The following is a 25046-nucleotide window of genomic DNA, read 5'->3' on the forward strand; positions in this document are numbered from 1 at the left end:
GGTTGACCGAGCGCGGTCGGATGGCGAAGGATCGCGGCTCATGACCAACCGGAGCCGCTTCGTCCAGCTCGCCACTCGAACGGCGATGGGCGCTGTCACCCTGGTGATCCTCATCGCGGGCGTGTGGGCGTCGTGGGGCGACGCCCAGCACATCCTGCTCGCCAAGGGCCGCGAACACGGCACGATCGCGGTGACCGCGTGCGGCAAGCAGACGTGCACGGGCCCGTACACCCCGGCCGACGAGTCCTCGCCGCGGCCGCGCGTGACCATCGAGAAGTCGGTGAGCGCGACGAAGGGACAGACGCTCCAGGTCGTGGTGAAGCCCGGCACGGACGAGGTCGTACGCACCGGCCCGGCCGGCACGCTGCACGCCTGGGTGCCGTTCGGCGGCGCCCTCCTGCTGGCGTCCCTGGTGATAGCCGGGGGCCTTCGCCTCCCCCGCACGGCCTGGACCACCGCCCTGACGGGCACGGCCCTCCTGACAGCGACTTTCCTGGCCCTCTGACCACCGCCCCGCGACGCAGCTCGGCCAATCAGCAGCGGCGGCGCAGCTCCCGCCGTTCGGGGCCGGGGGGGCAACCCCGCCGGGGGACGTGGGGGTGTGCCCCCAAGGAAACCCCCCGACCCCGGGGTCGCAAGAACGGGGAGGGGAAACAGGGAGTCCCCCCCCTCCTTCTTGTCTTTTCCCCCCCCCCCCCCGCCCCCCCCCCCCCCCCCCCCCCCCCCCCCCCCCCCCCTCCCCCGCGGTCATGGACCCGGCGAACCGGACCGGAGGTCAGCCCGTGTTGCGCAGGCCCGCCGCCACGCCGTTCACCGTCAGCAGCAGCGCCCGCGCCAGCAGCGGGTCCGCGGGCTCGCCGCGCTCCGCCGCCGCCCGCTGGCGGGCCAGCAGCGAGACCTGGAGGTAGGAGATCGGGTCCAGGTACGCGTCGCGGATCGCGAAGGTCTGCTGGAGCACCGGGTTGGAGTCGAGCAGCCGCTCACCCCCGGTGATCCGCAGCACCTCCTGCACGGTGAGCGCGTGCTCCGCCTCGATCGTCGCGAAGACGTGCTTCAGCTCGTCCGGCACCAGCGTGTCCACGTAGTGGCGGGCGATGCGCAGGTCCGTCTTGGCGAGCGTCATCTCCACGTTGGAGAGGAAGTTCCGGAAGAAGTGCCACTTCGCGTGCATCTCGTCCAGGACCGTGTCCAGGCCCGCCTCGCGCAGCGCCCGCAGCCCCGATCCGACCCCGTACCAGCCGGGCACGATCTGCCGCGACTGCGTCCAGCCGAAGACCCACGGGATGGCCCGCAGGCCGTCCAGCCCGGCGCCCGAGTCGGGGCGGCGGGAGGGCCGCGAGCCCAGGTGCAGGTCGGCGAGCTGGTCGACGGGGGTGGAAGCGAAGAAGTACGCCGGCAGGTCCGGGTCCTCGACCAGACGCCGGTACGCGGAGTGCGCGGCCTCGGACACGGTGTCCATCGCCGCGTCCCAGCGGGCCAGCGCCTCGTCGGACTGGCGCGGCGAGGTGTGCAGCGCGGAGGCCTGGAGGGTGGCTGCGACGGTCAGTTCCAGGTTCTCCCTGGCGAGGGAGGGGACCAGGTACTTGTCGGAGATGACCTCGCCCTGCTCGGTCACCTTGATCTCGCCCTCCAGCGTGCCCCACGGCTGCGCGAGGATCGCGTCGTGCGAGGGGCCGCCGCCGCGGCCGACCGTACCGCCGCGGCCGTGGAAGAGCCGCAGCCGTACGCCGTACCGGTGGGCAACGTCGCGCAGCCGGCGCTGCGCCCGGTGGATCTCCCACTGGCTCGTGGTGATACCGCCGAACTTCGAGGAGTCGGAGTAGCCGAGCATGACCTCCTGCACGTCGCCGCGCAGCGAGACGAGCCGGCGGTAGGAGGGGTCGGCGAGCATCTCGTCGAGGATGACGTCGGCGGCGCGCAGCTCGTCGGTGGTCTCCAGCAGCGGCACGATGCCGATCTTCGCCCAGCCGCCGTGCAGGTCGAGCAGCCCCGCCTCGCGGGCCAGGACGGCGGCCGCGAAGACGTCGTCCGCGCCCTGGCACATGGAGATGATGTACGACTCGATGACCTCGGGGCCGAACCGCTCGAAGGCCTCCTTGACGGTGTGGAAGACGCCGAGGGTCTTCTCACCGGCCGCGTCCAGCGGGGCGGGCGTCGGGGCGAGCGGGCGGCGGGACCTGAGTTCCTTGGCGAGCAGCTTGCGCCGGTAGTCGCGGGGCATGTCCGCGTAGCGCCAGGACTCCTCGCCGAGCCGGTCGAAGAGCTGGCCGAGGGCGTGGTGGTGCGCGTCGGCGTGCTCGCGTACGTCCATCGTCGCGAGCTGCAGCCCGAAGGCGGCGAGCGTGCGGATCGTACGGTCCATGTGGCCGGCGGCGAAGAGGCCGCCGCGGTGCTCGCGCAGCGAGGTCTGGAGCAGGGTGAGGTCGGTGAGCAGCTCAGCGGTGCCGAGGTAGTCGCGGCCGTCCTCGTGCGGGGTGCCCTTGGCGAGCCGCTGGCGGGTGTTGACGAGCTTCTGCCGGATGCAGGTGGCCTTGAGGCGGTAGGGCTCTTCGGCGTTGAGGCGCTTGTAGCGGGGGCTGATCTCGGGCAGCCGCTCCAGGTCGCTCTGGAGGGAGGTGAGGAGCTCCTCGGTGGCGCCGGTGTAGCGGATGGAGTTCGACATCAGGCCGCGGAGGTAGTCGACGAGCTCCAGCGCGTCGGTGATGCCGTGCTCGTGCTGGAGGATCAGCACCTCGCGGGTGACGGCGGGGGTGACGTTGGGGTTGCCGTCGCGGTCGCCGCCGATCCAGGTGCCGAAGGTCAGCGGGCGGGTGCCGGCGGGGAGCTCCACGCCGACGCGGTCGAGCTCGGCGGCGAGGTCTTCGAGTACGTCGCCGACGGCGCCGGCGTGCAGCTCGTCCAGGTAGTAGATCGCGTTGCGGGCCTCGTCGGCGGGCTCGGGCCGGACGACGCGCAGCTCGTCGGTCTGCCAGACGAGGTCGATGTTCTCGGCGAGCCGCAGGTCGTGGCGGCGCCGGTCGGCCTCCAGGACCGGCTCTTCCAGCAGTGCGGCGATGCGGCGCAACTTGTTCAGGACGCTGCGGCGGGCGGCCTCCGTGGGGTGCGCGGTGAAGACGGGCCGTACGTTGAGGTTCCTGACCGTCTGGCGCAGGTGCTCGGGGTCGGCGTCCTTGAGCCGGTCGGCCGTACGGGCGAGGAGCCCGCCCTCGGCGGCGCGGTGGGCGCGCAGTTCGCGGCCGCGGTGCACCTGTTCGGTGACGTTCGCCAGGTGGAAGTACGTGGAGAAGGCGCGCACCAGCTTAGCGGCGGTCTCCAGGTCGGTGGCGCCGAGCAGCTCGGCCGCGGCCGTGCCGTCCGTACGGGTGAGGGCGCGGACGCGCTCGACGAGCTCGAGGAGGTCCTCGCCCTCCTGCCGGACGAGGGTCTCGCCCAGCAGGTCACCCAGTCGGCGGATGTCGGCACGCAGTTCCGCGCCGGCGGTGTGGGTCTGGTCGGCACTGCTCACAGGTGCGGCTCCTTGCAGTGTTTGAACGCATCTGGATGGGGGACTCAGAAGTTCCCCGTTTGAGAACACGGAGCGGACCGCGCTGTCCGACGCCACCCAGGATAGATGTCCGTTTTCGCGGCGCCGCCCACCGGGCCCTCTTGCCGGAGGCCGGGTCGCTGCCATACTTACGATGGCGTAGGTTACGCATCCGTAGCCGCGCCTGTTTCTCCATATCTGCCCCATTTCCCACCCCACAGGGGACGCCCCATGACCACAAGCCCCGATGTGATCGATGACGCCCCGAAGGGGACCGACGACCCGGCGCTGCCGTCCGCCACGCGCGGCGGCGAGAGCAAGCGCACGATCGAGCAGCTCGCGCTGCTGTTCTTCATCGTCGTGCCGTTCCTGGCCCTGCTGGCGGCCGTGCCGCTGGCGTGGGGCTGGGGGGTCAGCTGGCTGGACCTCGGCCTGATGGTCTTCATGTACTACCTGGCCTGCCACGGCATCACGATCGGCTTCCACCGCTACTTCACGCACGGCTCGTTCAAGGCGAAGCGCCCGCTGCGGATCGCGCTGGCGATCGCCGGCTCGATGGCGGTCGAGGGGCCGCTGGTCCGCTGGGTCGCCGACCACCGCAAGCACCACAAGTTCTCCGACGCGGAGGGGGACCCCCACTCCCCCTGGCGGTTCGGCGAGACGGTCCCCGCGCTGACGAAGGGCCTGTGGTGGGCCCACATCGGCTGGCTGTTCGACGAGGAGCAGACCCCGCAGGACAAGTACGCGCCCGACCTGATCAAGGACCCGGCGATCCGCCGCATCTCGCGCGACTTCGTCTACTGGACGATCCTGTCCCTGGCCATCCCGCCGCTGGTGGGCGGTCTGGTCACGATGTCGTGGTGGGGCGCGTTCACGGCCTTCTTCTGGGGTTCTCTCGTACGCGTCGCCCTGCTGCACCACGTCACGTGGTCGATCAACTCGATCTGTCACGCGGTCGGCAAGCGTCCCTTCAAGTCCCGCGACCGGTCGGGGAACGTGTGGTGGCTGGCCGTCCTGTCCTGCGGCGAGTCCTGGCACAACCTGCATCACGCCGATCCGACCTCGGCGCGGCACGGGGTGATGCGGGGGCAGATCGACTCCAGTGCCCGGCTGATCCGCTGGTTCGAGCTGGCGGGCTGGGCGTACGACGTGCGCTGGCCCTCCGCGGAGCGAATCGACTCCCGGCGCAAGGAGAAGGCCGCGGAAGCGGCATGATTGACAACGTGGCGATCGACGGCAGTACACACAGCAGCGACAAGGGCCGGCCCCCGACCGGGAGCCGGCGGTCCCGCCGGGTCCGGATGACCGGCAAGGAGCGCCGCGAACAACTGCTGGACATCGGCCGCACGCTCTTCGCCGAGAAGGGCTACGAGGGCACGTCGGTGGAGGAGATCGCGGCCAAGGCCGGGGTCTCCAAGCCGGTGGTGTACGAGCACTTCGGCGGCAAGGAGGGGCTGTACGCGGTGGTGGTGGACCGCGAGATGCGCCAGCTCCTCGACATGGTGACGAGCTCCCTGACCGCGGGCCACCCCCGTGAGCTGTGCGAGCAGGCGGCCTTCGCGCTGCTCGACTACATCGAGGAGTACACGGACGGTTTCCGCATCCTGGTCCGCGATTCGCCGGTGGCCCAGTCGACGGGTACGTTCGCGTCTTTGATCAGCGACATCGCGACCCAGGTCGAGGACATTCTGGGCCTGGAGTTCAAGGCCCGCGGCTTCGATCCGAAGCTCGCCCCGCTGTACGCGCAGGCGCTGGTCGGCATGGTGGCGCTGACCGGGCAGTGGTGGGTGGACACCCGCAAGCCGAAGAAGGCGGAGGTGGCGGCCCACCTGGTGAACCTGGCCTGGCACGGCCTGGGCAACCTGGAACCGAAGCCGCGCCTGATAGGCCACCGCAAGTCCTGACGTTCAGGGCTTGCCCGGGCACGCGCCCGGCCGGGCGTAGAGGGTCACCTGCGCCCCCTTGACCCGGCGCCGCTCACACTCCTGGAACTGCTCGCGCAGGATCTCGCGCTTCACCGCCTCCTGGTCGCCGGCGTCCTCCGGCTGCCCCGGTGGGTCGCTGAGCACGACGATCCGTTGCGCGGTCAGCATGCGGGTGCGGATCTGCGCGGCGGACAGTTCTTCGCCCTGGAGGGATCTCGATTCGACGGGGTCCCGCTTCAGCGCCAGGTCGTCGAGGCCGTGGAAGTCTCCGGGGTAGGAGAGTTTCCACTCCCGGCGCCGCGAGGGGGCGAAAAGCACCCCGTCGCCTTTGCCGGAGACTTCCCGGACTGTGCGCGCGATGGCGGTCACGTCATCCTTGCGGCTGTCAGGCGTCCGCATCTGCAGCGTGAGGGGAAGGGTCGCAGCAATGCACCCGAGCGCAGCCGCGGCTACCAGCATCAGGCCGTTCTTCCGCTCGCGCTGGATTCCAAGAATCCAGTCCAACGACTTGCCCACGAGGAGGGCCAGTCCAATGTTGGCGTAGAGGACGTAACGATCCACGTACATGGGTTCGTAGAGAGCCGCGAGCAGGAGTGCGGCAGGCGGAGCGATGACGAGGGGCAGGGCAAGCCGGTTCAGGGCGATCGGACCTGGGTTTCCCGAGGGGTACTTCGCGCAGAGCAGCGCCAGGAGCGCAATGCCCGCTATCTCGAACCATTCCTTCAGGCTCGGGCCGCCGATCCAGGACACCTGGCCCGACTGCCCCATGCTGAAGACGACCAGGGGCAGCAACCCGATGACGACGAACCCGGCCGACCATCCCCAGGAACGCCGGACTTCCGGAGCGGGCCGGGTCAGGGCGACGGTGATTCCGTGAGCCAGGAGGGCGAGGATCGCGAACTCGTGAAGCCAACTGGCCGCCAGAAGGGAAATCGCGTAAGCCAGCCACAAGCGTCGAGAGGGTGCTGTCAGGGCGCGCGCGAAAAGGTAGGTGGAAAGGGCGACCAGCGCACACACCAAGGCATAGGAACGGCCCTCCTGCGCGTACATCTGCACTTCCGGCGTGACGGAGAACGCCAGCCCGCTCAGAAGTCCTGCCCTCGGGCCGACGATGCGGAGGGCCGTTAAGCCGACCAGGCCGGCCGCCGCGGACGTCGCCAGGACGGAGGGAAGCCGAAGCGCGAGCAGGCCGCCGTCCCAGACGGAGAAGAGCGCATGCATGAAGAAGTAGTGGAGCCCATGCACCGCGTCCGCATGGTCCAGCAGCTGCCAGATTTCGGCGAGGCTCCGATGCGAGACCTGGTACGTCACCGACTCATCGCGCCACATGGTCCCCTGCCGGCTGACGCCCCCCATCCCCAGAGCGAACGCGAAAACCGCGGGAACCAGAACCGACGCCAGTCGCCCCCGGTGCCACTCGTGAACTGTGATGGTTCCCCCCGACGCCACGACGGCACAAGCGACACCGGGACGCTACGGATTCGTAGCATCCCGGTGGGCCCGGGCGTCGACTTGATCAGGCGGTCGGCATCAGGCCGGCTTCCGGGCCACGGCGAAGATCCGGCGGAACGGGAAGACCGTGCCCTGCGGGCCCGGCGGGTAGGCCTTGCGGAGCAGGTCGCGGTACTGGGCCAGGAATTCCTCCGTCGCCGCCTCGTCCCCCTCCAGGGCCGTCAGGACCGGCCGCAGAGCGGTGCCCTTGACCCAGTCGAGCACCGGGTCCTGGCCGCGCAGGAGTTGGAGGTACGTCGTCTCCCAGGCGTCCGCCTCGCAGCCGAGGTCCGTCAGCCGCATCAGGTACTCGTCGGGGTCCAGGATGTGCACGAAGCGGCGGCCGTGGCCTTCGAGCCGGTCGCGCCACTGCGGGGCGTCGCACAGCTCGCCGAGGAGCGCGTGGCTCGGCGCGTGGAAGTTGCCCGGGATCTGGAAGGCGAACGTGCCGCCCGGCGCGAGGCCGTCGAGCCAGACCGGGAAGGACTCGGGGTGGTTGGGCACCCACTGGAGCGCGGCGTTGGAGACGATCAGGTCGTACGGCTCGTCCGGCGTCCAGTGCGCCGCGTCCGCCGGGCGGAAGTCGAGCCAGCCGCCCCCGGGTGTGGTGCCCGCGTACTGCTGCTGCGCCTGCGCGAGCATGTCGGGCGAGAGGTCGAAGCCGGTGATGTGCGCGTCGGGCCAGCGGTCCGCGAGGAGCACGGTGACATTGCCGGGTCCGCAGCCGAGGTCGGCGATCCGGGCGGGGCGGTCTCCCGTGGGGAGATCGGGTATCCGGGCCAGGAGATCGAGGAACGGTCGGGTGCGGTGACCCGCGTGGCGCAGGTACTGCACCGGGTCCCAGGTCGGCGCAGACGGCACAGATGACGCAGATGGCGCAGACGACACGGATTCGGAATGCATGTTCGAGCCCCCTTGCTGGCGCTGCTTGCAGAAGCGGAACCAGGTTCCGGCCACTGCCTGCCCAATAGTCCAGCCAAATATATCTTGATGTCAAGAGACTTCACATCGACAGACCCCGTACACTGATCGTCATGGAGGACGAGGTCGACCGACTGGTCGCAGCATGGCGCCGGGAGCGCCCGGACCTCGACGTGGAACCACTCGAGGTGCTCAGCCGCGTCAGCCGGCTTGCCCGCCACCTCGACCGGGCCCGCCGGCTCGCGTTCTCCGAGCACAACCTGGAGCCCTGGGAGTTCGACGTACTGACGTCGCTGCGCCGCGCCGGCGCCCCGTACCAGCTCTCCCCCGGTCAGCTCCTCACCCAGACGCTGGTCACCTCAGGCACCATGACCAACCGCATCGACCGCCTCGCCAAGAAGGGCCTCGTCGAGCGACTGCCCGACCCCAGCGACCGGCGCGGTGTGCTGGTGCGGCTCACCCCCGAGGGCCGGGACCGGGCCGACCAGGCACTGGCCGGACTGCTCGCCCAGGAGCGCGCGATCCTCGTCGAGCTCTCGCGCGCCCAGCGCGGCGAACTGGCCGGACTGCTACGCCAGCTGACTGCTCCGTTCGACAACATCCCCGGCTAGGACAGGCCCTAGGTCCACCGGCCGCACGCCCGCGCGCCGCGCCAGCGCCACCGCGGCCAGGGTCGAGTGGACGCCGAGCTTTCCCAGCACGTTCTGCATGTGCGTACGGACGGTGTGCGGCGAGAGGAACAGCCGCGTGGCGACATCCTTGCGGTTCAGCCCGGCCACCATGCAGCGCAGCACCTCCCGCTCGCGCGGGGTCAGCGACTCGACCAGCCGCTCGCTCTCCGTACGGTGCTTGCGCGCCGCGGTCAGCTCCCGCAGTACGCCGGTGAGCAGGGCCGGCGGCAGATGCGTCTCGTCCCGCAGCACCCCCCGGATCACCGCGAGCAGCCGGGACAGCGAGCAGTCCTTGGCGACCCAGCCGGACGCTCCGGCCTGCAGGGCGAGCGCGGCCCGGCGCGGGTCGTCCCGCTCGGCGAGTACGACCGTACGCACCGCGGGCTGGGCCGAGCGGACGCCGGTCACCAGCGAGATGCCGTCCACCACGCCGTTCTCGCTGCCCGCGTCGGGAACGGCGTAGGTACCCGCCGAGCTGCCGAGGTCGGCGTCGACCAGCAGGACGTCGAACCGGCGGCCCTCGGCGACCGCCCGGTCCAGACAGCGCAGCGCGGCGGGGCCGCTGCCGGCCGCGGACACGTCAACATCGGGCTCGGCGGCCAGGGCGGCCGCGAGCGACTCGGCGAAAATGCGGTGATCGTCCACCACGAGAACCCGGATACGAAGCACAGACACCCCCACGTATCGGGGGACCGGACCGGTACGGGTACGGCGCCCGGGAACGGTGAACCGCCAGCGGCACGGCCGCCGCCGTGCTCCGACTGCCACCCTCACCCGGGCGTCGCACCCGACTGTCGCTACCCCTGAATCAACACCGGCCCCCACCGGTGCTGTGCATCAGCGTACGGGCGGTGGCGGGGAGCGGAAGGTGATTTGCAGAACTGGTTGGCCTGGATGTTTGTGCTGTGCCGGAAGTTTCGCAAAGAGACAGAAGTCGACAAAGAACTTTTCACTTGAGTCGGTGGGCGCCGGCCGACGGCACCGCCGGGAAGATCCGCGGCGCCGCGTACCCCGCCGCCGCGAACGCCTCGGTCACCGACACCGTCACCCGGTCCGCATCGGCGGCCTCGGCCAGGACGATCGCCGACCCCCCGAAGCCGCCGCCCGTCATCCGGGCGCCCAGCGCGCCCGCCGCGTTCGCGGCGGACACCACCAGGTCCAGTTCGGGACAGGAGACCCGCAGGTCGTCGCGGAGCGAGACGTGCCCCTCGGTGAGGACCGGCCCGACGGCACGGACGTCACCCGCGTCGAGGTGGGCGACGACCCGGCCGACCCGGTGGTTGTCGGTGACGACGTGCCGCACGTAGCGGCGCACCGTCTCGTCGCTCAAACGGGCGAGTGCGCCGGGCAGTTGCGCGTACGGCACATCGCGCAGCGCGCGCACGCCGAGCGCCCGCGCACCCGACTCGCACCCGGCGCGCCGCTCCGCGTACGCGCCGTCGCCGAGCGCGTGCTTCACGCGGGTGTCGACGACCAGCAGCGTCAGCCCGTGCCCGGCCAGGTCGAACGGGATCTGGCGCCTGCTGAGGTCGCGGGTGTCGAGATGCAGCAGGTGGCCTTCCCGGCAGCAGGCCGAGGCCGTCTGGTCCATGATCCCGCAGGGGACGCCGACGAAACCGTTCTCGGCGCGCTGTGCGACGACCGCCAGCTCCGGCCCGCCCAGCCCCAGTTCGTACAGGTCGTTCAGGGCGAGGGCGGTCACCACCTCCAGGGCGGCGGACGAGGACAGCCCGGCGCCCGTCGGCACGGTGGACGCGAGGTGGATGTCCGCGCCGGTGACGGCATGGCCCGCCTCCCGCAGCGCCCAGACGACACCCGCCGGGTACGCCGCCCAGCCCCCGTCCGCCAGCGGGGCCAGGTCCTCGACGCGCAGCTGGACCACACCGCCGTCGACGTCCGCCGAGTGCAGGCGCAGGACCCCGTCCCCGCGCCGCGAGACGGCGGCGACCGCGGTGTGCGGGAGGGCCAGCGGCATCACGAAACCGTCGTTGAAGTCGGTGTACTCGCCGATGAGGTTCACCCGGCCGGGAGCCGCCCATACCCCTTCGGGTGCGGTCCCGTACAGCTCCGCGAAGTCGTCGGCGACGCTCACGTCTCGTTGTCCTTCCGTCGGGCGAACGCCCAGGCGTCGGCGACGATGCCGGCCAGGTCGGCGCGCGAGGGCTGCCAGCCCAGCCGCTTCCTGGCCGTCTCCGCGGAGGCGACGAGGACGGCGGGGTCGCCGGGGCGGCGCTCCGCGGTGATCTCCGGGACCTGCTGGCCGGTGACCTTGCGTACGGTCTCGATGACTTCGCGGACCGAGAAGCCGTTGCCGTTGCCGAGGTTGCAGATCAGGTGCTCGCCGGTGACGGCGGCGTCCAGGGCGAGGAGGTGTGCCTCGGCGAGGTCCGCGACATGGATGTAGTCGCGGACGCAGGTGCCGTCCGGGGTGGGGTAGTCGTCGCCGTAGACGGAGATGGCCTCGCGCCGGCCCCGGGCGACCTGGAGGACCAGCGGGATGAGGTGCGACTCGGGGTCGTGCCGCTCCCCGTACGCCCCGTGCGCGCCGGCCACGTTGAAGTACCGCAGCGACGCGGCGGCCAGTCCGTGCGCCGCGCACTCGCCGGTGATCATGTGGTCGACGGCGAGCTTGGAGGCGCCGTACGGGCTGGTCGGCGCGGTGGCGGCGGTCTCGGTGATCGGGGTGGCGACCGGCTCGCCGTAGGTCGCCGCGGTGGAGGAGAAGACCAGCTTGCGCACGCCGGCCCCGCGCATGGCGGCCAGCAGTGCCATGGTCCCGCCGACGTTGTTGGCCCAGTACTTCTCCGGGTGCGCGACGGACTCGCCGACCTGCGAGAAGGCGGCGAAGTGCAGCACGCCGTCGTACGAGGAGTCCAGCCACCGGTCGGCGTCCTGGATGCGGCCCTCGATGAAGGCGGCGCCGGCCGGGACCCCTTCCCGGAATCCGGTGGAGAGGTCGTCGAGCACGGTCACCTGATGGCCGGCCTCCAGCAGATGGGCCGCCACCACACTGCCGACATATCCCGCACCGCCGGTGACCAGGTACTTTGCGTTCACTTGCTCGCTACCTCTCGCAGTCGCTCGGCCGCGGCCTCGGGCGGCACGTCGTTGATGAACACGTTCATGCCGGATTCGGAGCCCGCGAGGAACTTCAGCTTGCCGGAAGTGCGCCTGATGGTGAAAAGCTCAAGGTGAAGAGCGAATTCCTGCCGGTCGACGCCGGTTTCCTCCGGCGGACCGAAGGGAGCCTGGTGCCAGGCGGCGATATACGGCGTCGGGGGCTCGCCGGGCCCGAAGATCCGGTCGAACCGCCTCAGCAGCTCCAGATAGATCCCCGGGAACTCGGCGCGCGCCGCGTCGTCGAGGGCGCGCAGGTCGGGGACCCGCCGCCGGGGGTAGAGGTGCACCTCGTACGGCCAGTGGGCGGCGTACGGGACGAAGGCCACCCAGTGCTCCCCCTCCAGGACCACCCGCTTTCCCTCGGCGCACTCGCGCGCGACGACGTCGTCGAAGAGGTTCCGGCCGCCCGTCGCCTCCGCGTGCGCGGCGAGCGAGCGCAGCATCTGCGCGGTGCGGGGTGTGGTGAAGGGGTACGCGTAGATCTGCCCGTGCGGGTGGCCGAGCGTGACACCGATCTCCGCGCCCCGGTTCTCGAAGCAGAACACCTGCTTGACCTGCGGGAGTTCGGCCAGTTCGGCGGTGCGGTCGGTCCACGCCCGAAGGACCAGCGCCGCCTGCGCGTCGGTGAGATCGGCGAACGAGGCGTCGTGGTCGGAGGTGAAGCAGACGACCTCGCAGCGGCCGGAGTCGCCGGCGAGGGAGGGGAAGCGGTTCTCGAAGACGACGACGTCGTAGTCCGGGGCGGGGATCTCGCTGTGCCGTCCGTCGCGGGACGGGCAGAGCGGGCAGTCGTCCGCGGGCGGGTGGTAGGTGCGGGTCTGGCGGTGCGAGGCGATGGCGACGGAGTCGCCAAGGAGCGCGTCGCGACGGATCTCGGAGGTGGTGGAGACGGCTTCGAGCGGGCGCGGGTCGACGGCGTCGCGGACGGCGTCGTCACGGGCGTCGAAGTAGACCAGCTCACGGCCGTCCGCGAGCCGGACGGAGGTCTTCTTCACGCGCAGCACCTCCCTTGCACCGATCAAACATAACCGAACACAAAGAATCACAAGTCAACAGCACCGTCAAGGGGCGGCTGCGGTGGACATGCCGGTGAGCGGTACGGGTATCCGCTCCCGTACCGCTCAGATCGTGCGTTCCGGGGGTCAGTCGTCCCGGGACGATGCCGTGGGCTGCCCCGGTACGGGCGCGCGGTCCAGCAGCCCGGTGCGCGCCGCGAGCGCCGCCGCCTCCAGGCGGGACCCGACGCCCAGCTTCATCAGCACCCGCTGGACATGTGTCCGGGCCGTACTCGAAGCGATCCCCATCCCCGCGGCGATCAGCCGGGTGTCCTCGCCCTCCGCGACCCGGACCAGCACCTCCACTTCGCGCGGCGTCAGGATCCGCAGCAGCCGGGTGCCCTCGTCGTCCGGCTGGGCGGCCGGGTTGAGCAGCTCGGCGAAGGCCCCCTGAAGCAGCTGCGGCGCGACCGCCGCCTCGCCCGTCCGGGCCTTGACCATCGCGCGCTCGACGCCCTCGATGCGTTCGTCGTGGCGTACGTACCCCGAGGCGCCGGCCGCGAAGGCCGCGGCGATCCCGCGCGGGCTCGGCACCGGGCCCAGCACCACCACGGCCACCTGCGGCCGCTCGCGCTTGATCCGTACGATCGGCTCGAAGGCGTCCGGTTCGGCCGGGTTCGCCGTACCGAACAGGCACACCTCCGGTGCCCTGCTCACGACCAGCTCGGCGGCGCCCGAGGTGGGCGCGGCCGCGGCGAGCACCCGGTGCCCGCGCAGTTTCAGCGCCGAGGCGAGCGCCTCGGCCAGCAGACGGTGGTCGTCGACCACCATGAGCCGCACTCCCATCGAACCCCCCATCCCCCAGGAGCGGGCCCCCCGGCCCTCCTGACCCCGGCAAGCTACACGCTTGTTCGACTTTGCGCGCCCGTTACCGGGCGGAAGCCCCCGGAATGCCGAATTCTTCGCCATTCCGGGGGCTTCCGTACCTGCTGGGTTCCGTATCTGCCGCGCCGACCGTCATCCGGCGGCGAAGGCAACCACCAGGTACTCCTTGTCCGTGGTGCTGTACGGCTTACTGATCGTGACCTCGGAGGTGTACATCCGGCCGCTCGTGTACCGGATCTCCGCGTAGTCCGTCGAGAAGCTGGTCTCCGCCGCGCGCACCGACTTCTCGCCCGGGTTCTCCAGCAGCACCGTCTGCTTGAACGTACGGCCGTCGATGCTGACGATCTGTCCGCCCTTGTCGTACGGGGGCCACTTGTACGCGATGATGTCGCCGCCGTCCATGCGCAGCGGGAACATCGTGTAGCTGCCGCCCGCGTCCGCCCGGTCGGTGGTCGCCTTGCCGGTCATCAGGTCGAAGGAGACGATCTCGTTGGTGTCGCTGTACTCGTCGGTGCCCTCGTGCTCCTCGGTGGGCACGTAGATCCGGCCGTTGCCGACCACGACCTTCTGGCAGGACTCGACCTGGGTGCTGGCGCACAGGGCCGCGTACCGGTCGGCGTCGACCGTGATCTTGCTGCGCAGCTTGCCGGTCTTCTCGTCGATCGAGAAGAAGTCGGAGATACCGCTGCCGTCGCCGGCGCTGTCGCCGACGTCGGCCGCGACCACCAGCGGCTTGCTGGAGACGATGCTGGCCCACTCGATGCCGGCCGTCATCTTGTACGTGGACAGCGGCGCGCCCGTGGCCGGGTTCAGCGCCTGGATGAGCAGGTACCGGTCGTCGTACGAGCCGCACTTGCGGACGGTGGCCAGCGCCTCACCACCGGCGTAGCCCATGTCGTAGCAGCCTTCGGGATCGACCTTGGGCACCCATCGGGGCGCACCGTCCGCGAGGTTCCACGCGGCGCCGCCCCGGATGCCGCCCGCGGCGACGGTGGGGCCGCCGATGGTGACCTCCTTGAAGTCGATCGCGGCGTCGCCGCCGTTGGCGCCCTTGGCGGACTTGGTCCACAGCAGCTTGCCGGCGTCGAGGTCGATGACGCCGACCTCGGTGCACGGCTGGTACTTCTCGGTGGCGGTCCGCTTGGCGGGCTCGAACACGATCGCCGTCTTGTTGTCCTGGGTGACGTGGTGCGTCGCCGCGCAGACCTGGCCCGGCAGCGGGATGGCCCACTTCTGGGTCCCCTTGGCCGGGTCGTAGCCGATGATCTGGCCCAGGCCGCTCTTGGCGTACACCGTGTCGGTGGCCCAGGAGCCTTCCACCGAGGTCACGCTGTCGACCGCGGGCTGCGGCACCTGGAAGGCGACCTGGGACTTCGTGTCGGCCGGGGGCTTCTCCTTGCCCTCGCCCTGGAAGCCGAGGGTGTCGCCGCCCTTGCCTCCCTCGCCGCCCTCTGTCGGGCCCGAGGTGCCCTTGGACTCGTCCGGCTTGCCGCCGTTGTCGTCCTTGCCGGAGGCGTACCAGACGCCTCCGCCGATGATCAGGGCCACTGCGACGACCGCCGCAATGATGATCATCATTTGGGCGTTGAGCTTCTTGCCGCCGCCACCGCCGGCGCCACCGGTGCCCCCGCTGCCGGGGTAGACCGGCTGGGGCATGGGGGGCTGGGCCGGGTAGCCGTAGCCGTGCTGCCCGGGCGGCGGGGTCTGCGGGTAGCCGTAACCGGGGCCACCCGGCGGCTGGGTCTGCGGATAGCCGTACGCCGGGGGCTGCTGCGGTGCGCCGAACCCGCCGGGCGGGGGGTCCTGGGGCGCGCCGAACCCGCCCTGCGGCGGCTGGTTGGGCGGCGGGGGCGGCTGGTTGGGGGGCGGAGGCGGCTGGGTCATCGCGGTCGTACCTCTGAGGAAGGGGAGTGGGGGACGGGGGTCGGGGACGTACGCGGCGGGCTCACTTGCCGAAGGCGATCATGAGCTTCTCCTGGGTGTCGTCCTTGCCCGAGAGCCGGGTGGTCGAGACGAAGAACCGGCCGTCCACGTAGTCGACCTGCTTGGAGAAGAAGGAGTCCTCGACGTCGGAGGCCGCCTCGGGGTGCTGAAGCAGCACCTTCGGCTTGCCGCCGCCCGCGGGGATGCTCACGACCGCGCCGCCCTTGTCGTACGAGGGCTCCAGGTACGCCACGACGGTCCCGCCCTCGGCCCGCAGCGGCAGCATCGTGCGGCCCTCGCCGGCCGCCGAACGCCACTTGGCCTTACCGGTGTCGAGGTCGAAGGCGACGACCTCGTTGGAACGTCCGCCGCCGCTGCCCTGCTTGGGCTCGGTCGGCAGGTAAAGCGTGCCGGCGTCGGCGGCCGCGCCGATACAGGCCTGCAGATCACGGTCGATGATCGAGAATCCGCAGTCGGGCTGGAAGTTGTCCTTGGTGTCGAGCTGCGAGCGGACGCTGTCGGCGTTGAGGGTGGTGACGTTCCACTGGTTCTTGTCCTTGTTGGTCATGTAAAGGACAAGAGGGTTCACGGAGAACACCTTGCGGACCGACCAGCCCTTGGGGACCTTGAACGTCCACTTGGGCTTGCCGGTCACCGGGTCGAACTCCTCGACCTGTTCGGTCTCCGTCTTGTGGCAGGACTCAACGGCGACCAGCTTGGCGCCGCCCGCGAACGAGCTGACACTGCACGGACCGGACGCCTTGACGAACAGCTTCTTGCCGTCGCTGACCTGGAAGGCGCTGGAGGGGCCCATCCGGGTGGCGGTCACGGTGTTCCCGCTGATCGCCAGGTCCAGCTGGGTCATGATGTCGAAGGCGCCCTCCTCGGGGATCTCCTTCGTCCATCCCTCCTTGCCGGACTTGAGGTCGATCATCTTGAGCTGGTTGCAGTCGGCGTCCTTCGAGGTGCCGCCCTTGAAACCGACCACGACCTTGCCGTCCGCGGTGGTCTGCCGGGGCGCCCCGCAGATGTCGCCGGTGAACGGCACGGACCAGCGCTTGCGGCCGTCGGCGACGCCGTACGCGGTGACGGACCGGTACGCGGCCTTGACGACCACATCGCCCGCGAACCACATGCCGAGCGCATCCGCGCCGCTGCCGGGCACGTCGACGTCGTTCGTCTTCAGCCACAGGACCTTGTCCTCGCCCGGCTTGCGCCCGGCGTTGAGGTCCACGTTGCCCTCCCGGCCGTCGCCGTTGCCGTCGCCCTCGTCGACGGTGGGCGAGCCGGTCGGCGCCGCCTCCTGGCTCTTGCCGGCCTTCGGCTTGTTGTCGTCGGTGTCGCCGCTGCCGACCAGCGCGTAGGCACCGCCGCCGATCACGAGCAGGCCGGCCACGGCCGCGGCGATGATGAGCGCGGGCTTGCCCTTGAACGGGTTCCGGCCGCCGCCGGCCGCCGCCGGGGCGCCCGGGAACTGCTGGGGGGGATAGCCGTACGCGCCGCCGGGCTGACCGGGCTGCTGTCCGTACGGGCCGGGCTGGCCGTACGGGCCGGGCTGCTGTCCGTACGGGCCGCCGGGCTGCTGCTGCGCGTACGGGTTGTCCCCCGCGGGCTGCGCGCCCTGCGGGTAGCCGTAACCGGGCTGCGGTGCCTGCGGATAGCCGTAACCGGGCTGGGCCGGCGGGACCGGCGGCATCTGCGGAGCCCCCTGCTGGGGGTCCTGGGGCGCGCCGAAGCCCCCCGGCGGTGGCTGGTTGGGCGGCTGACTCATCAGCACTTACCTCTTCACGCGGGGGTCCACCGCCCGACCGGCCTCCCCCGCAATTCCGACGCGTGAAACACCGCCGGAAAGGAGCGAATCGGGCATGGATCCCGCATATACACGTCAGTCGAGCGGGAGTTCTTTCTATCACTCCGCCCTGGTGCGCGAAGGGCCGGTCCAGCCCCTGTTCCCAAGGGAGGACCGGCCTGTGACGGCCTTGTTATGCGGCGTTATACGGCTGCCGCGGTCTTCACGCGTCCTCCGCAAGCTCCAGCCAGCGCATTTCCAACGTGTCCCGCTCGGCGAGCAGTTCGCGCAGTTCCGTGTCCAGTTTCGCCACCTTCCCGAAGTCGGTGGCGTTGTCGGCGATCTGCGCGTGCAGGCTGGTCTCCCGGTCGGAGAGCTTGTTCAACTGCCGCTCGATCTTCTGCAGTTCCTTCTTCGCCGCGCGTGCGTCACCGGCCGGCTTCTCCTTCGCCGCAGCCGCAGCCGCGGCGACCGCCGGAGCGGGCGTCGCGGACTCGATGATCCGGCGGCGGCGCTCCAGGTACTCGTCGAGCCCGCGCGGCAGCATCCGCAGCGACGCGTCGCCGAGCAGCGCCAGCACCTTGTCGGTGGTCCGCTCGATGAAGAACCGGTCGTGACTGATGACGATCATCGAGCCGGGCCAGCCGTCGAGCAGGTCCTCCAGCTGGGTCAGCGTCTCGATGTCGAGGTCGTTCGTCGGCTCGTCGAGGAAGAGGACGTTCGGCTCGTCCATCAGCAGACGCAGGATCTGCAGCCGGCGCCGCTCCCCGCCCGAGAGGTCGCCGACGGGCGTCCACTGCTTCTCCTTCGAGAAGCCGAACTGCTCGCACAGCTGCCCCGCCGTCATCTCACGGCCCTTGCCCAGGTCCACCCGGTCGCGCACCCGCTGGACCGCCTCCAGCACCCGCAGGGACGGGTCGAGTTCGCCGACCTCCTGCGAGAGGTAGGCGAGCTTCACGGTCCTGCCGACCGCGATCTTCCCGGCCACCGGCTGTACGTCGCCCTGGGTACGGGCCGCCTCGGCCAGCGCCCGTAGCAGCGAGGTCTTGCCCGCGCCGTTCACGCCGACGAGGCCGATCCGGTCGCCCGGGCCGAGCTGCCAGGTGAGGTGCTTGAGCAGCACCTTCGGCCCGGCCTGGACCGTCACGTCCTCCAGGTCGAACACCGTCTTGCCCAGGCGTGAGTTCGCGAACTTCATCAGCTCGGCGGTGTCCCGGGGCGGCGGCACGTCCGCGATCAGCTCGTTGGCCGCCTCCACCCGGAACCGCGGCTTGCTGGTCCGGGCCGGGGCGCCGCGCCGCAGCCAGGCCAGCTCCTTACGGACGAGGTTCTTCCGCTTCACTTCCTCGGTGGCGGCGATGCGCTCGCGCTCGGCCCGCGCGAACACGTAGTCGCTGTAGCCGCCCTCGTACTCGTGCACATCACCCCGCTGGACGTCCCACATCCGGGTGCACACCTGGTCGAGGAACCAGCGGTCGTGGGTGACGCAGACCAGCGCCGAGCGGCGCACCTGGAGGTGCTGGGCCAGCCAGGCGATGCCCTCGACGTCGAGGTGGTTCGTCGGCTCGTCGAGGACGACCAGGTCCTGTTCGGCGATCAGCAGCTTGGCCAGCGCGATCCGGCGGCGCTCACCGCCGGAGAGCGGGCCGATCACGGTGTCCAGCCCGTGCCCGAAGCCGGGCAGGTCCAGCCCGCCGAAGAGCCCGGTCAGTACGTCTCGGATCTTGGCGTTGCCGGCCCACTCGTGGTCGGCGAGGTCGCCGATGATCTCGTGCCGGACGGTCGCGGCGGGGTCGAGCGAATCGTGCTGGGTCAGCACCCCGAGGCGCAGACCGCCGCTGTGGGTGACCCGGCCGCTGTCGGCCTCCTCCAGCTTCGCGAGCATCCGGATGAGGGTCGTCTTGCCGTCACCGTTGCGGCCCACGACACCGATCCGGTCCCCCTCGGACACGCCGAGGGAGATGCCGTCGAGCAGGGTACGGGTGCCGTACACCTTGCTGACTGCCTCGACATTGACCAGATTGACGGCCATCAACGCTCCTGGGACGGGTTGGATCGACTCCCCAGCCTAGTTGGCCGGGATCACGGTCGCGCCCTCGGCCGGCGACGACGCCACCCGGGCCGTGCGGCAGGTTCCCGAGGTCAGCAGGGCCTTCGCGACCGATTCCGCCGAGTCCGCGTCCTTCGTCAGGAACGCCGTCGTCGGGCCGGAGCCCGAGACCAGCGCCGCCAGGGCGCCGGCCGCCGTGCCCGCCGCCAGGGTGTCGGCCAGGGACGGGCGCAGCGACAGCGCCGCGGGCTGCAGGTCGTTGGCCAGGGCGTCCGCCAGCGCGGCGGGGTCGCCGGTGCGCAGGGCGGCCAGCAGGGCCGGGGACGCCTCGGGGAGAGGAACGTCCGTGCCCTCGGTCAGGCGGTCGAACTCCCGGTACACCGCGGGGGTGGACAGCCCGCCGTCGGCCACCGCGAAGACCCAGTGGAAGGTACCGCCGACGTCCAGCGGCGTCAGGTGCTCGCCGCGGCCGGTGCCGAGCGCCGCACCGCCGACCAGGCTGAACGGCACATCGCTGCCCAGTTCGGCGCAGATGTCGAGCAGTTCGGCCCGCGAGGCGCCCGTGCCCCACAGCGCGTCGCACGCGAGCAGCGCGCCCGCGCCGTCCGCGCTGCCGCCGGCCATGCCGCCGGCGACGGGGATGTCCTTGGCGATGTGGAGGTGCACGTCGGGCGCGATGCCGTTGCGCGCGGCCAGCAGTTCTGCCGCCCGCGCCGCCAGGTTCGTACGGTCCAGCGGGACCTGGTGCGCGTCCGGGCCGGAGCAGGTGATCCGCAGCGTGTCGGCGGGCGTGACCGTGACCTCGTCGTACAGGCTCACCGCGAGGAAGACGTTCGCCAGGTCGTGGAAGCCGTCCGGGCGCGGGCCGCCCACCGCGAGCTGCACATTGACCTTCGCGGGCACGCGGACCGTGATGCTCCTGCTCACGCGGACGTCTCCTTCGCATCCCTGTCGGACTCCGCCGCCTTCGCCGCCTCCGCGATACGGGCGAACTCCTCGACCGTCAGCGCCTCGCCCCGCGCCTGCGGCGAGACCCCGGCCGCGACCAGCGCCGCCTCGGCGGCGGGGGCCGATCCGGCCCAGCCGGCGAGCGCGGCCCGCAGCGTCTTGCGGCGCTGCGCGAAGGCCGCGTCGACGACCGCGAAGACCTCCGCCTTGGTGGCGGTGGTCTTCAGCGGTTCGGACCGGCGCACCAGCGCGACGAGCCCCGAGTCGACGTTCGGCGCCGGCCAGAACACGTTGCGGCCGATGGCCCCGGCGCGCTTGACCTCCGCGTACCAGTTGGCCTTCACCGACGGCACTCCGTACACCTTGTTGCCGGGCTTGGCGGCCAGCCGGTCGGCGACCTCCGCCTGGACCATGACCAGCGTCCGCTCGATGGTCGGAAAGCGGTCCAGCATGGTGAGCAGGACCGGCACGGCGACGTTGTACGGGAGATTGGCGACCAGCGCGGTCGGTGGCGGGCCCGGCAGCTCCTCGACCAGCATCGCGTCGGTGTGCACGAGGGAGAAACGGTCCGCGCGGGCCGGCATCCGGGCCGCGATCGTCGCGGGCAGCGCACCGGCCAGTACGTCGTCGATCTCGACCGCGACGACCCGGTCCGCCGCCTCCAGCAGCGCCAGCGTCAGCGAGCCGAGCCCCGGCCCGACCTCCACCACCACGTCGTCCGGCCGCACGCCCGCCGTGCGCACGATCCGCCGGACCGTGTTGGCGTCGATGACGAAGTTCTGGCCGCGCTGCTTGGTGGGACGTACGCCCAGCGCGGCGGCCAGTTCGCGGATGTCGGCGGGCCCCAGCAGGGCGTCGGACGGCTCGGGTTCAGTGGTGCTCACCGGTCAAGCCTAAGGGTCAGCCGCGGAGCAGCCGGCCGCAGTGCGGCCAGGGGCTCGCGCCCCGCTGTACGTACAGCTTCTTCGCCCGGTACGTCTGCTCGCCCGCGCTCGCGTCCTGCGGCCGGCCGCTGCCGCCCAGGGCCTGCCACGTGCGGGTGTCGAACTGGTACAGCCCGCCGTACGTGCCCGAGGGATCGACCGCGCCGGGGCGGCCGCCCGACTCACAGCGGGCGAGCCCGCTCCAGTTGAGCCCGTCGGCGCCCTGGACGGACGCCGGCCGCGTCCTGGTGCCGACCCTGACGAGCTGGGTGACCGGCTTGCGTACCACCTCTTCGGCGATCCTCCGGGGCTTCTGCCGGACGCCGTTGACGCTGCGCAGGGCGTAGGTGACCCGCCGGGAGCCCGGTTCACCGGCGCGTACGACGACCTCCGTACCGGTGAAGAGCGACGGGTCCTCGGTCCGGCGGACGTCGAACCGGATCGGCTCCTCGCGGACCTGCTTCGACCCGGTGATCCGCATGACGGTGACGGTCTGGCCGTCGCGCGGGAAGGAGCCGGGCGGCACGGAGGTGGTGTCCTGGCCGCGCAGGGTGAGGCCGGCCTCCCCGAGGGCCTCCGCCACGGTCGCGGCGTTCGTACGGATGGTGTGCTCGCGGCCGTCGGCCATGAAGGTGACCGTGCGCTCGGTGCGGACGTCCAGCGTGAGGCCGTGGCGGGAGATGGCGGAGGAGCGCGAGGCGGAGAGGTACGCGCCCTCCGCGCGCACCCCGAGCTGGCGCAGTGCGCCGTCGACGGTGCGCGCGGTGGTCCACACCTGGCGGCGCCGGCCGTCGAGCGTGAGCGTGACGGGGCGGCCGTACCGGACGACGACCTCGTCGCCGTTGGCCAGCTCGGCGCCGGGGGCGGGGGCGACGATGTCGTGCCGGCCGACCTCGACCCCCTGGTCCTCCAGCAGTTCCTCCACGTCGTCGGCGAAGGTGTGCATGGTGCGCGGGACGCCGTCGACGGTGAGCCGTACCGCCTTGTCGTGCACGAGGAACGCCGAGGTGCCGCCGGCCAGGAACGCCATGACCAGCGCCTTGGGGAGCATGCGGCGCAGCCCCTCGGGCGCCTGGACGGCCTTGCGCCGGCGGGCGGCCCGGCGGGCCTCGGCCCGGCCGCCGGCCGCCCCGGCCGCCAGCGGTACCGGGAGCGTGGGTGTGCGCGGGGGTGTGGGCGCGGGCTCACGGGCGTACGGGAGGCCGGCCGGGAGGGTCGCCTGCTCGGCGAACGGCACGTCGCCCCCGCGCACCGCCCGGTGACTGCCCTGCGAATTGCTCACGACGCTCGCTCCAGTGTCCGGTCCCGCCTAGGCCCTGTCTGACGCTGCGGGCCGGGACACTAGCGGAGCGGCCGTCACTCTCCAAAGCGGCGCGGCTTCACTCAGTAATCGAACGCACGAGCCGTGTTCACGGAGATCGCTTCCGCCATGGCGTCCTCGTGGATGCCCCGCACCGCGGCCATGGCCCGGACCGTGACCGGAACGAGATACGGCGCGTTGGGCCGTCCGCGGTAGGGCGCGGGCGTCAGGAAGGGCGCGTCCGTCTCGACGAGCACGAGATCGAGCGGCGCGACGGCGAGCGCGTCGCGCAGCGGCTGGGCGTTCTTGAAGGTCATGTTGCCGGCGAAGGACATGAAATAGCCCGCGGCCGCGCAGACCTCGGCCATCTCCGCGTCGCCCGAATAGCAGTGGAAGACGGTCCGCTCGGGCGCCCCCTCCTCCCGCAGCACGCGCAGCACATCGGCGTGCGCGTCGCGGTCGTGGATGACGAGCGCCTTGCCGTGCCGTTTGGCAATCTCGATGTGCGCGCGGAAGGAACGCTCCTGCGCGGCCATCCCGTCGGGTCCGGTGCGGAAGTAGTCCAGCCCGGTCTCGCCCACGCCCCGCACGTGCGGCAGCGCGGCCAGCCGGTCGATCTCGGCGAGCGCGTCGTCGAGGGCCGCGTCCCCGCCCGCCTCGCGCGCTCCCTGGCGCGACCAGCCGTCGGGGTCGCCGTGGACGATGCGCGGGGCCTCGTTGGGGTGGAGGGCGACCGTCGCCCACACGTTCTCCCACGCGGCAGCCGTCTCCGCCGCCCAGCGCGAGCCCTTCACGTCGCAGCCCACCTGGACCACCGTGGTGACGCCGACCGAGGCCGCCTTCTCCAGGGCACCTTCGACGGTGCCCTCCTGCATGTCGAGGTGCGTGTGCGAGTCGGCGACCGGCACCCCGAGCGGTTCGGGCAGCGGCGGCGGAGCGTCCTTGGCCCCGGGAGTGTTCGGCATGGGCCGATCCTACGAGGGGCCGCGGAGCCGTATCACTTGCGGTGGAAGGCGCGGAACAAGTGGGAGAGCTGCCAGTGGTGCCCGACTTCGGCCTCGCCCGTACCCGGCGTCGCGCGCTCCGCGGCGGCCGCCTCACCGGCCGGCCCGGCCGGCTTGGGCGGGTGCTTGACCGGGTGGCCGGCCGGGACCGGCCCGGCGATCCCCGGCGCGACCGGGTAGTGGTACAGCTCCTCCAGCGTGCCCAGTACCGAGGAGACCTGACCGGCCCGCATGATGCGCACGACATGCATGCCGCAGTTCAGGCAGGTGGGCTTCGAGAGCGGCGAGGGGACCCGCTCCCCGTTGGCCTTGTACGTGACGAACTGCCTGCCCTGGCCGTCGACATGGTGCTCGATGTCGTACGACTGCTCCCAGCCGTACCCGCACCTCATGCAGGCGAACGCGTAGGACTCGTGCGCGGTGGCCACGCCGCTGCTCGTGGGGTGAGCGGTGGCAGGGGTCGGGGTGTCTGCGATCTCACTCATGCCAGCTCCTCTGGTCCGCTGGTGGCACTCGGGGCTGTCCGGCGGATCTTGGCCGGACAGCCCCGAGACCAGTGGACGCCTGTTCCGGCGGGAGCGCATCAGGTCTGTCGTCTGTTGGAGCGGTTTTGGGCAGCTCATGGCGAATCGGCCCGGTGCGCGGCCTAAGGTTTGCTTTTCAGGTTAGCCCTTTACCGACTTATGGCACCTTCCGTGCCGCGTTCTTTGCCGCCACCACGGCATCGAACACCTCCCGCTTGGGCAGCCCGGCCTCCGCCGCCACCGCCGCGATGGCCTCCTTGCGCCGCTCCCCCGCCTCTTCACGCACCTGCACGCGGCGGACCAGCTCGGCCGGGTCGAGCTCCTGCGGTCCGGTGTCCGCCGCGCCCTCCACGACGACGGTGATCTCGCCGCGGACGCCCTCGGCCGCCCAGGCGGCGAGCGCCGCGAGCGGGCCGCGCTTGACTTCCTCGTACGTCTTGGTCAGCTCACGGCAGACCGCGGCCCGCCGCTCCTCGCCGAACACCTCGGCCATCGCGGCGAGCGTGTCGTCCAGCCGGTGCGGGGCCTCGAAGTAGACGAGGGTGCGGCGCTCGCCGGCGACCTCGCGCAGCCGGCCGAGGCGCTCGCCCGCCTTGCGGGGCAGGAAGCCCTCGAAGCAGAAGCGGTCCACCGGCAGGCCCGACAGGGCCAGGGCGGTCAGCACGGCGGAGGGCCCGGGGACGGCGGTGACCTTGATGTCCTTCTCGACGGCCGCGGCGACCAGCCGGTAGCCGGGATCGGAGACGGACGGCATCCCGGCGTCGGTGACCAGCAGCACCCGGGCGCCGCCCTCCAGGGCCTCGACCAGTTCGGGCGTACGGGCGGACTCGTTGCCCTCGAAGTACGACACGACACGCCCCGAGGTGTGCACGCCCAGCGCCTGGGTCAGCCGGCGCAGCCGCCGGGTGTCCTCGGCGGCGACGACGTCGGCCGTCTCCAGCTCGGCGGCGAGCCGGGGCGGCGCGTCCGCGACGTCACCGATGGGGGTCCCTGCGAGTACCAGCGTTCCTGTCACCCGACCATCCTCGCAGGGCCCGCGCCCACCCCCGGCACA

At 71.6% G+C, this 25046-nt stretch carries 21 protein-coding genes; 4 read left to right on the plus strand and 17 right to left on the minus strand.

Going from position 1 to position 25046, the window contains the following annotated elements; genetic code table 11:
- The first annotated feature begins 40 nt into the window (after positions 1-40).
- Entirely contained in the window at positions 41-505 is a 465-nt protein-coding gene (locus ACWV17_RS07735) for a hypothetical protein (protein WP_455359031.1), read from the plus strand.
- Between the two features lie 270 nt (positions 506-775).
- Here ACWV17_RS07735 and ppc read toward each other — a convergent pair whose 3' ends face one another.
- The gene (gene ppc, locus ACWV17_RS07740; RefSeq protein ID WP_455359032.1) at positions 776-3505 is read right to left on the minus strand and encodes a phosphoenolpyruvate carboxylase; all 2730 of its coding nucleotides are present in this window, start codon (positions 3503-3505) and stop codon (positions 776-778) included.
- Positions 3506-3754: 249 nt separating this feature from the next.
- On the opposite strand from ppc, the gene ACWV17_RS07745 reads away from it, so the two are divergent.
- Together ACWV17_RS07745 and ACWV17_RS07750 are read left to right on the plus strand one after the other, a co-directional pair.
- Complete coding sequence (locus ACWV17_RS07745) at positions 3755-4738, plus strand: acyl-CoA desaturase (RefSeq protein WP_455359033.1); 984 nt, start codon at positions 3755-3757, stop codon at positions 4736-4738.
- Positions 4735-5427 carry a TetR family transcriptional regulator gene (locus tag ACWV17_RS07750; RefSeq protein WP_455359034.1) on the plus strand — a complete coding sequence of 231 codons (693 nt, stop codon included), beginning with the start codon at positions 4735-4737 and terminating at the stop codon, positions 5425-5427. The genes ACWV17_RS07745 and ACWV17_RS07750 overlap by 4 nt, the downstream gene beginning before the upstream one ends.
- A gap of 3 nt (positions 5428-5430) precedes the next feature.
- Here the strand turns inward: ACWV17_RS07750 and ACWV17_RS07755 are convergent, their stop codons facing one another.
- Both ACWV17_RS07755 and ACWV17_RS07760 read right to left on the minus strand, forming a co-directional pair.
- Positions 5431-6759, minus strand: coding sequence for a glycosyltransferase family 39 protein (locus tag ACWV17_RS07755; RefSeq protein WP_455359035.1), 1329 nt, complete (start codon positions 6757-6759; stop codon positions 5431-5433).
- Positions 6760-6978: 219 nt separating this feature from the next.
- Positions 6979-7800, minus strand: a complete 822-nt coding sequence (locus tag ACWV17_RS07760) for a trans-aconitate 2-methyltransferase (protein ID WP_455359036.1) — start codon at positions 7798-7800, stop codon at positions 6979-6981.
- A gap of 173 nt (positions 7801-7973) precedes the next feature.
- Between ACWV17_RS07760 and tamR the strand changes: the two genes are divergently transcribed.
- Positions 7974-8471, plus strand: coding sequence for a MarR family transcriptional regulator TamR (gene tamR, locus ACWV17_RS07765; protein ID WP_455351286.1), 498 nt, complete (start codon positions 7974-7976; stop codon positions 8469-8471).
- On the opposite strand, the gene ACWV17_RS07770 is transcribed toward tamR, so the two are convergent.
- The 14 genes from ACWV17_RS07770 to rsmI form a co-directional block, all read right to left on the minus strand.
- A complete protein-coding gene (locus ACWV17_RS07770; protein ID WP_455359078.1) occupies positions 8430-9200 on the minus strand; it encodes a LuxR C-terminal-related transcriptional regulator in 771 nt (256 codons plus the stop codon). The two genes, tamR and ACWV17_RS07770, sit on opposite strands and share 42 nt — an antisense overlap.
- A gap of 280 nt (positions 9201-9480) precedes the next feature.
- On the minus strand, positions 9481-10623 hold the full coding sequence (gene galK / locus ACWV17_RS07775) for a galactokinase (RefSeq protein WP_455359037.1): 1143 nt from the start codon (positions 10621-10623) through the stop codon (positions 9481-9483).
- On the minus strand, positions 10620-11588 hold the full coding sequence (gene galE / locus ACWV17_RS07780; RefSeq protein ID WP_455359038.1) for a UDP-glucose 4-epimerase GalE: 969 nt from the start codon (positions 11586-11588) through the stop codon (positions 10620-10622). The genes galK and galE overlap by 4 nt, the downstream gene beginning before the upstream one ends.
- Entirely contained in the window at positions 11585-12646 is a 1062-nt protein-coding gene (galT, locus tag ACWV17_RS07785; RefSeq protein ID WP_455359039.1) for a galactose-1-phosphate uridylyltransferase, read from the minus strand. The genes galE and galT overlap by 4 nt, the downstream gene beginning before the upstream one ends.
- A gap of 147 nt (positions 12647-12793) precedes the next feature.
- Positions 12794-13492, minus strand: coding sequence for a response regulator transcription factor (locus tag ACWV17_RS07790; protein WP_455351282.1), 699 nt, complete (start codon positions 13490-13492; stop codon positions 12794-12796).
- Positions 13493-13663: 171 nt separating this feature from the next.
- Positions 13664-15415, minus strand: a complete 1752-nt coding sequence (locus ACWV17_RS07795) for an outer membrane protein assembly factor BamB family protein (protein ID WP_455359040.1) — start codon at positions 15413-15415, stop codon at positions 13664-13666.
- A gap of 61 nt (positions 15416-15476) precedes the next feature.
- Entirely contained in the window at positions 15477-17225 is a 1749-nt protein-coding gene (locus ACWV17_RS07800) for an outer membrane protein assembly factor BamB family protein (protein WP_455359041.1), read from the minus strand.
- A 241-nt stretch (positions 17226-17466) separates the two neighbouring features.
- Positions 17467-19275, minus strand: a complete 1809-nt coding sequence (locus ACWV17_RS07805; protein WP_455359042.1) for an ABC-F family ATP-binding cassette domain-containing protein — start codon at positions 19273-19275, stop codon at positions 17467-17469.
- Positions 19276-19311: 36 nt separating this feature from the next.
- The gene (locus tag ACWV17_RS07810) at positions 19312-20220 is read right to left on the minus strand and encodes a 4-(cytidine 5'-diphospho)-2-C-methyl-D-erythritol kinase (RefSeq protein ID WP_455359043.1); all 909 of its coding nucleotides are present in this window, start codon (positions 20218-20220) and stop codon (positions 19312-19314) included.
- On the minus strand, positions 20217-21125 hold the full coding sequence (gene rsmA / locus ACWV17_RS07815; RefSeq protein WP_455359044.1) for a 16S rRNA (adenine(1518)-N(6)/adenine(1519)-N(6))-dimethyltransferase RsmA: 909 nt from the start codon (positions 21123-21125) through the stop codon (positions 20217-20219). Before rsmA ends, ACWV17_RS07810 begins: the two co-directional genes overlap by 4 nt.
- A gap of 16 nt (positions 21126-21141) precedes the next feature.
- Positions 21142-22446, minus strand: a complete 1305-nt coding sequence (locus tag ACWV17_RS07820; RefSeq protein ID WP_455359045.1) for a ubiquitin-like domain-containing protein — start codon at positions 22444-22446, stop codon at positions 21142-21144.
- A gap of 101 nt (positions 22447-22547) precedes the next feature.
- Entirely contained in the window at positions 22548-23429 is an 882-nt protein-coding gene (locus ACWV17_RS07825) for a TatD family hydrolase (RefSeq protein WP_455359046.1), read from the minus strand.
- A gap of 32 nt (positions 23430-23461) precedes the next feature.
- On the minus strand, positions 23462-23953 hold the full coding sequence (locus ACWV17_RS07830) for a hypothetical protein (RefSeq protein ID WP_455359047.1): 492 nt from the start codon (positions 23951-23953) through the stop codon (positions 23462-23464).
- Positions 23954-24149: 196 nt separating this feature from the next.
- Positions 24150-25007 (minus strand): 16S rRNA (cytidine(1402)-2'-O)-methyltransferase, encoded by an 858-nt coding sequence (rsmI, locus tag ACWV17_RS07835; protein ID WP_455359048.1) that lies wholly within the window; start codon positions 25005-25007, stop codon positions 24150-24152.
- Between the last annotated feature and the right edge of the window lie 39 nt (positions 25008-25046).

The sequence above is a fragment of the Streptomyces mabaensis genome (assembly GCF_053763515.1).

Coding starts and splice junctions, on each gene's coding strand:
- ACWV17_RS07735 (WP_455359031.1), top strand. CDS start 41: ATGACCAACCGGAGCCGCTTCGTCCAGCTCGCCACTCGAACGGCGATG.
- ACWV17_RS07790 (WP_455351282.1), bottom strand. CDS start 13,492: ATGGGAGTGCGGCTCATGGTGGTCGACGACCACCGTCTGCTGGCCGAG.
- ACWV17_RS07750 (WP_455359034.1), top strand. CDS start 4,735: ATGATTGACAACGTGGCGATCGACGGCAGTACACACAGCAGCGACAAG.
- ACWV17_RS07830 (WP_455359047.1), bottom strand. CDS start 23,953: ATGAGTGAGATCGCAGACACCCCGACCCCTGCCACCGCTCACCCCACG.
- ACWV17_RS07825 (WP_455359046.1), bottom strand. CDS start 23,429: ATGCCGAACACTCCCGGGGCCAAGGACGCTCCGCCGCCGCTGCCCGAA.
- ACWV17_RS07805 (WP_455359042.1), bottom strand. CDS start 19,275: ATGGCCGTCAATCTGGTCAATGTCGAGGCAGTCAGCAAGGTGTACGGC.
- tamR (WP_455351286.1), top strand. CDS start 7,974: ATGGAGGACGAGGTCGACCGACTGGTCGCAGCATGGCGCCGGGAGCGC.
- ACWV17_RS07745 (WP_455359033.1), top strand. CDS start 3,755: ATGACCACAAGCCCCGATGTGATCGATGACGCCCCGAAGGGGACCGAC.
- ACWV17_RS07795 (WP_455359040.1), bottom strand. CDS start 15,415: ATGACCCAGCCGCCTCCGCCCCCCAACCAGCCGCCCCCGCCGCCCAAC.
- ACWV17_RS07800 (WP_455359041.1), bottom strand. CDS start 17,225: ATGAGTCAGCCGCCCAACCAGCCACCGCCGGGGGGCTTCGGCGCGCCC.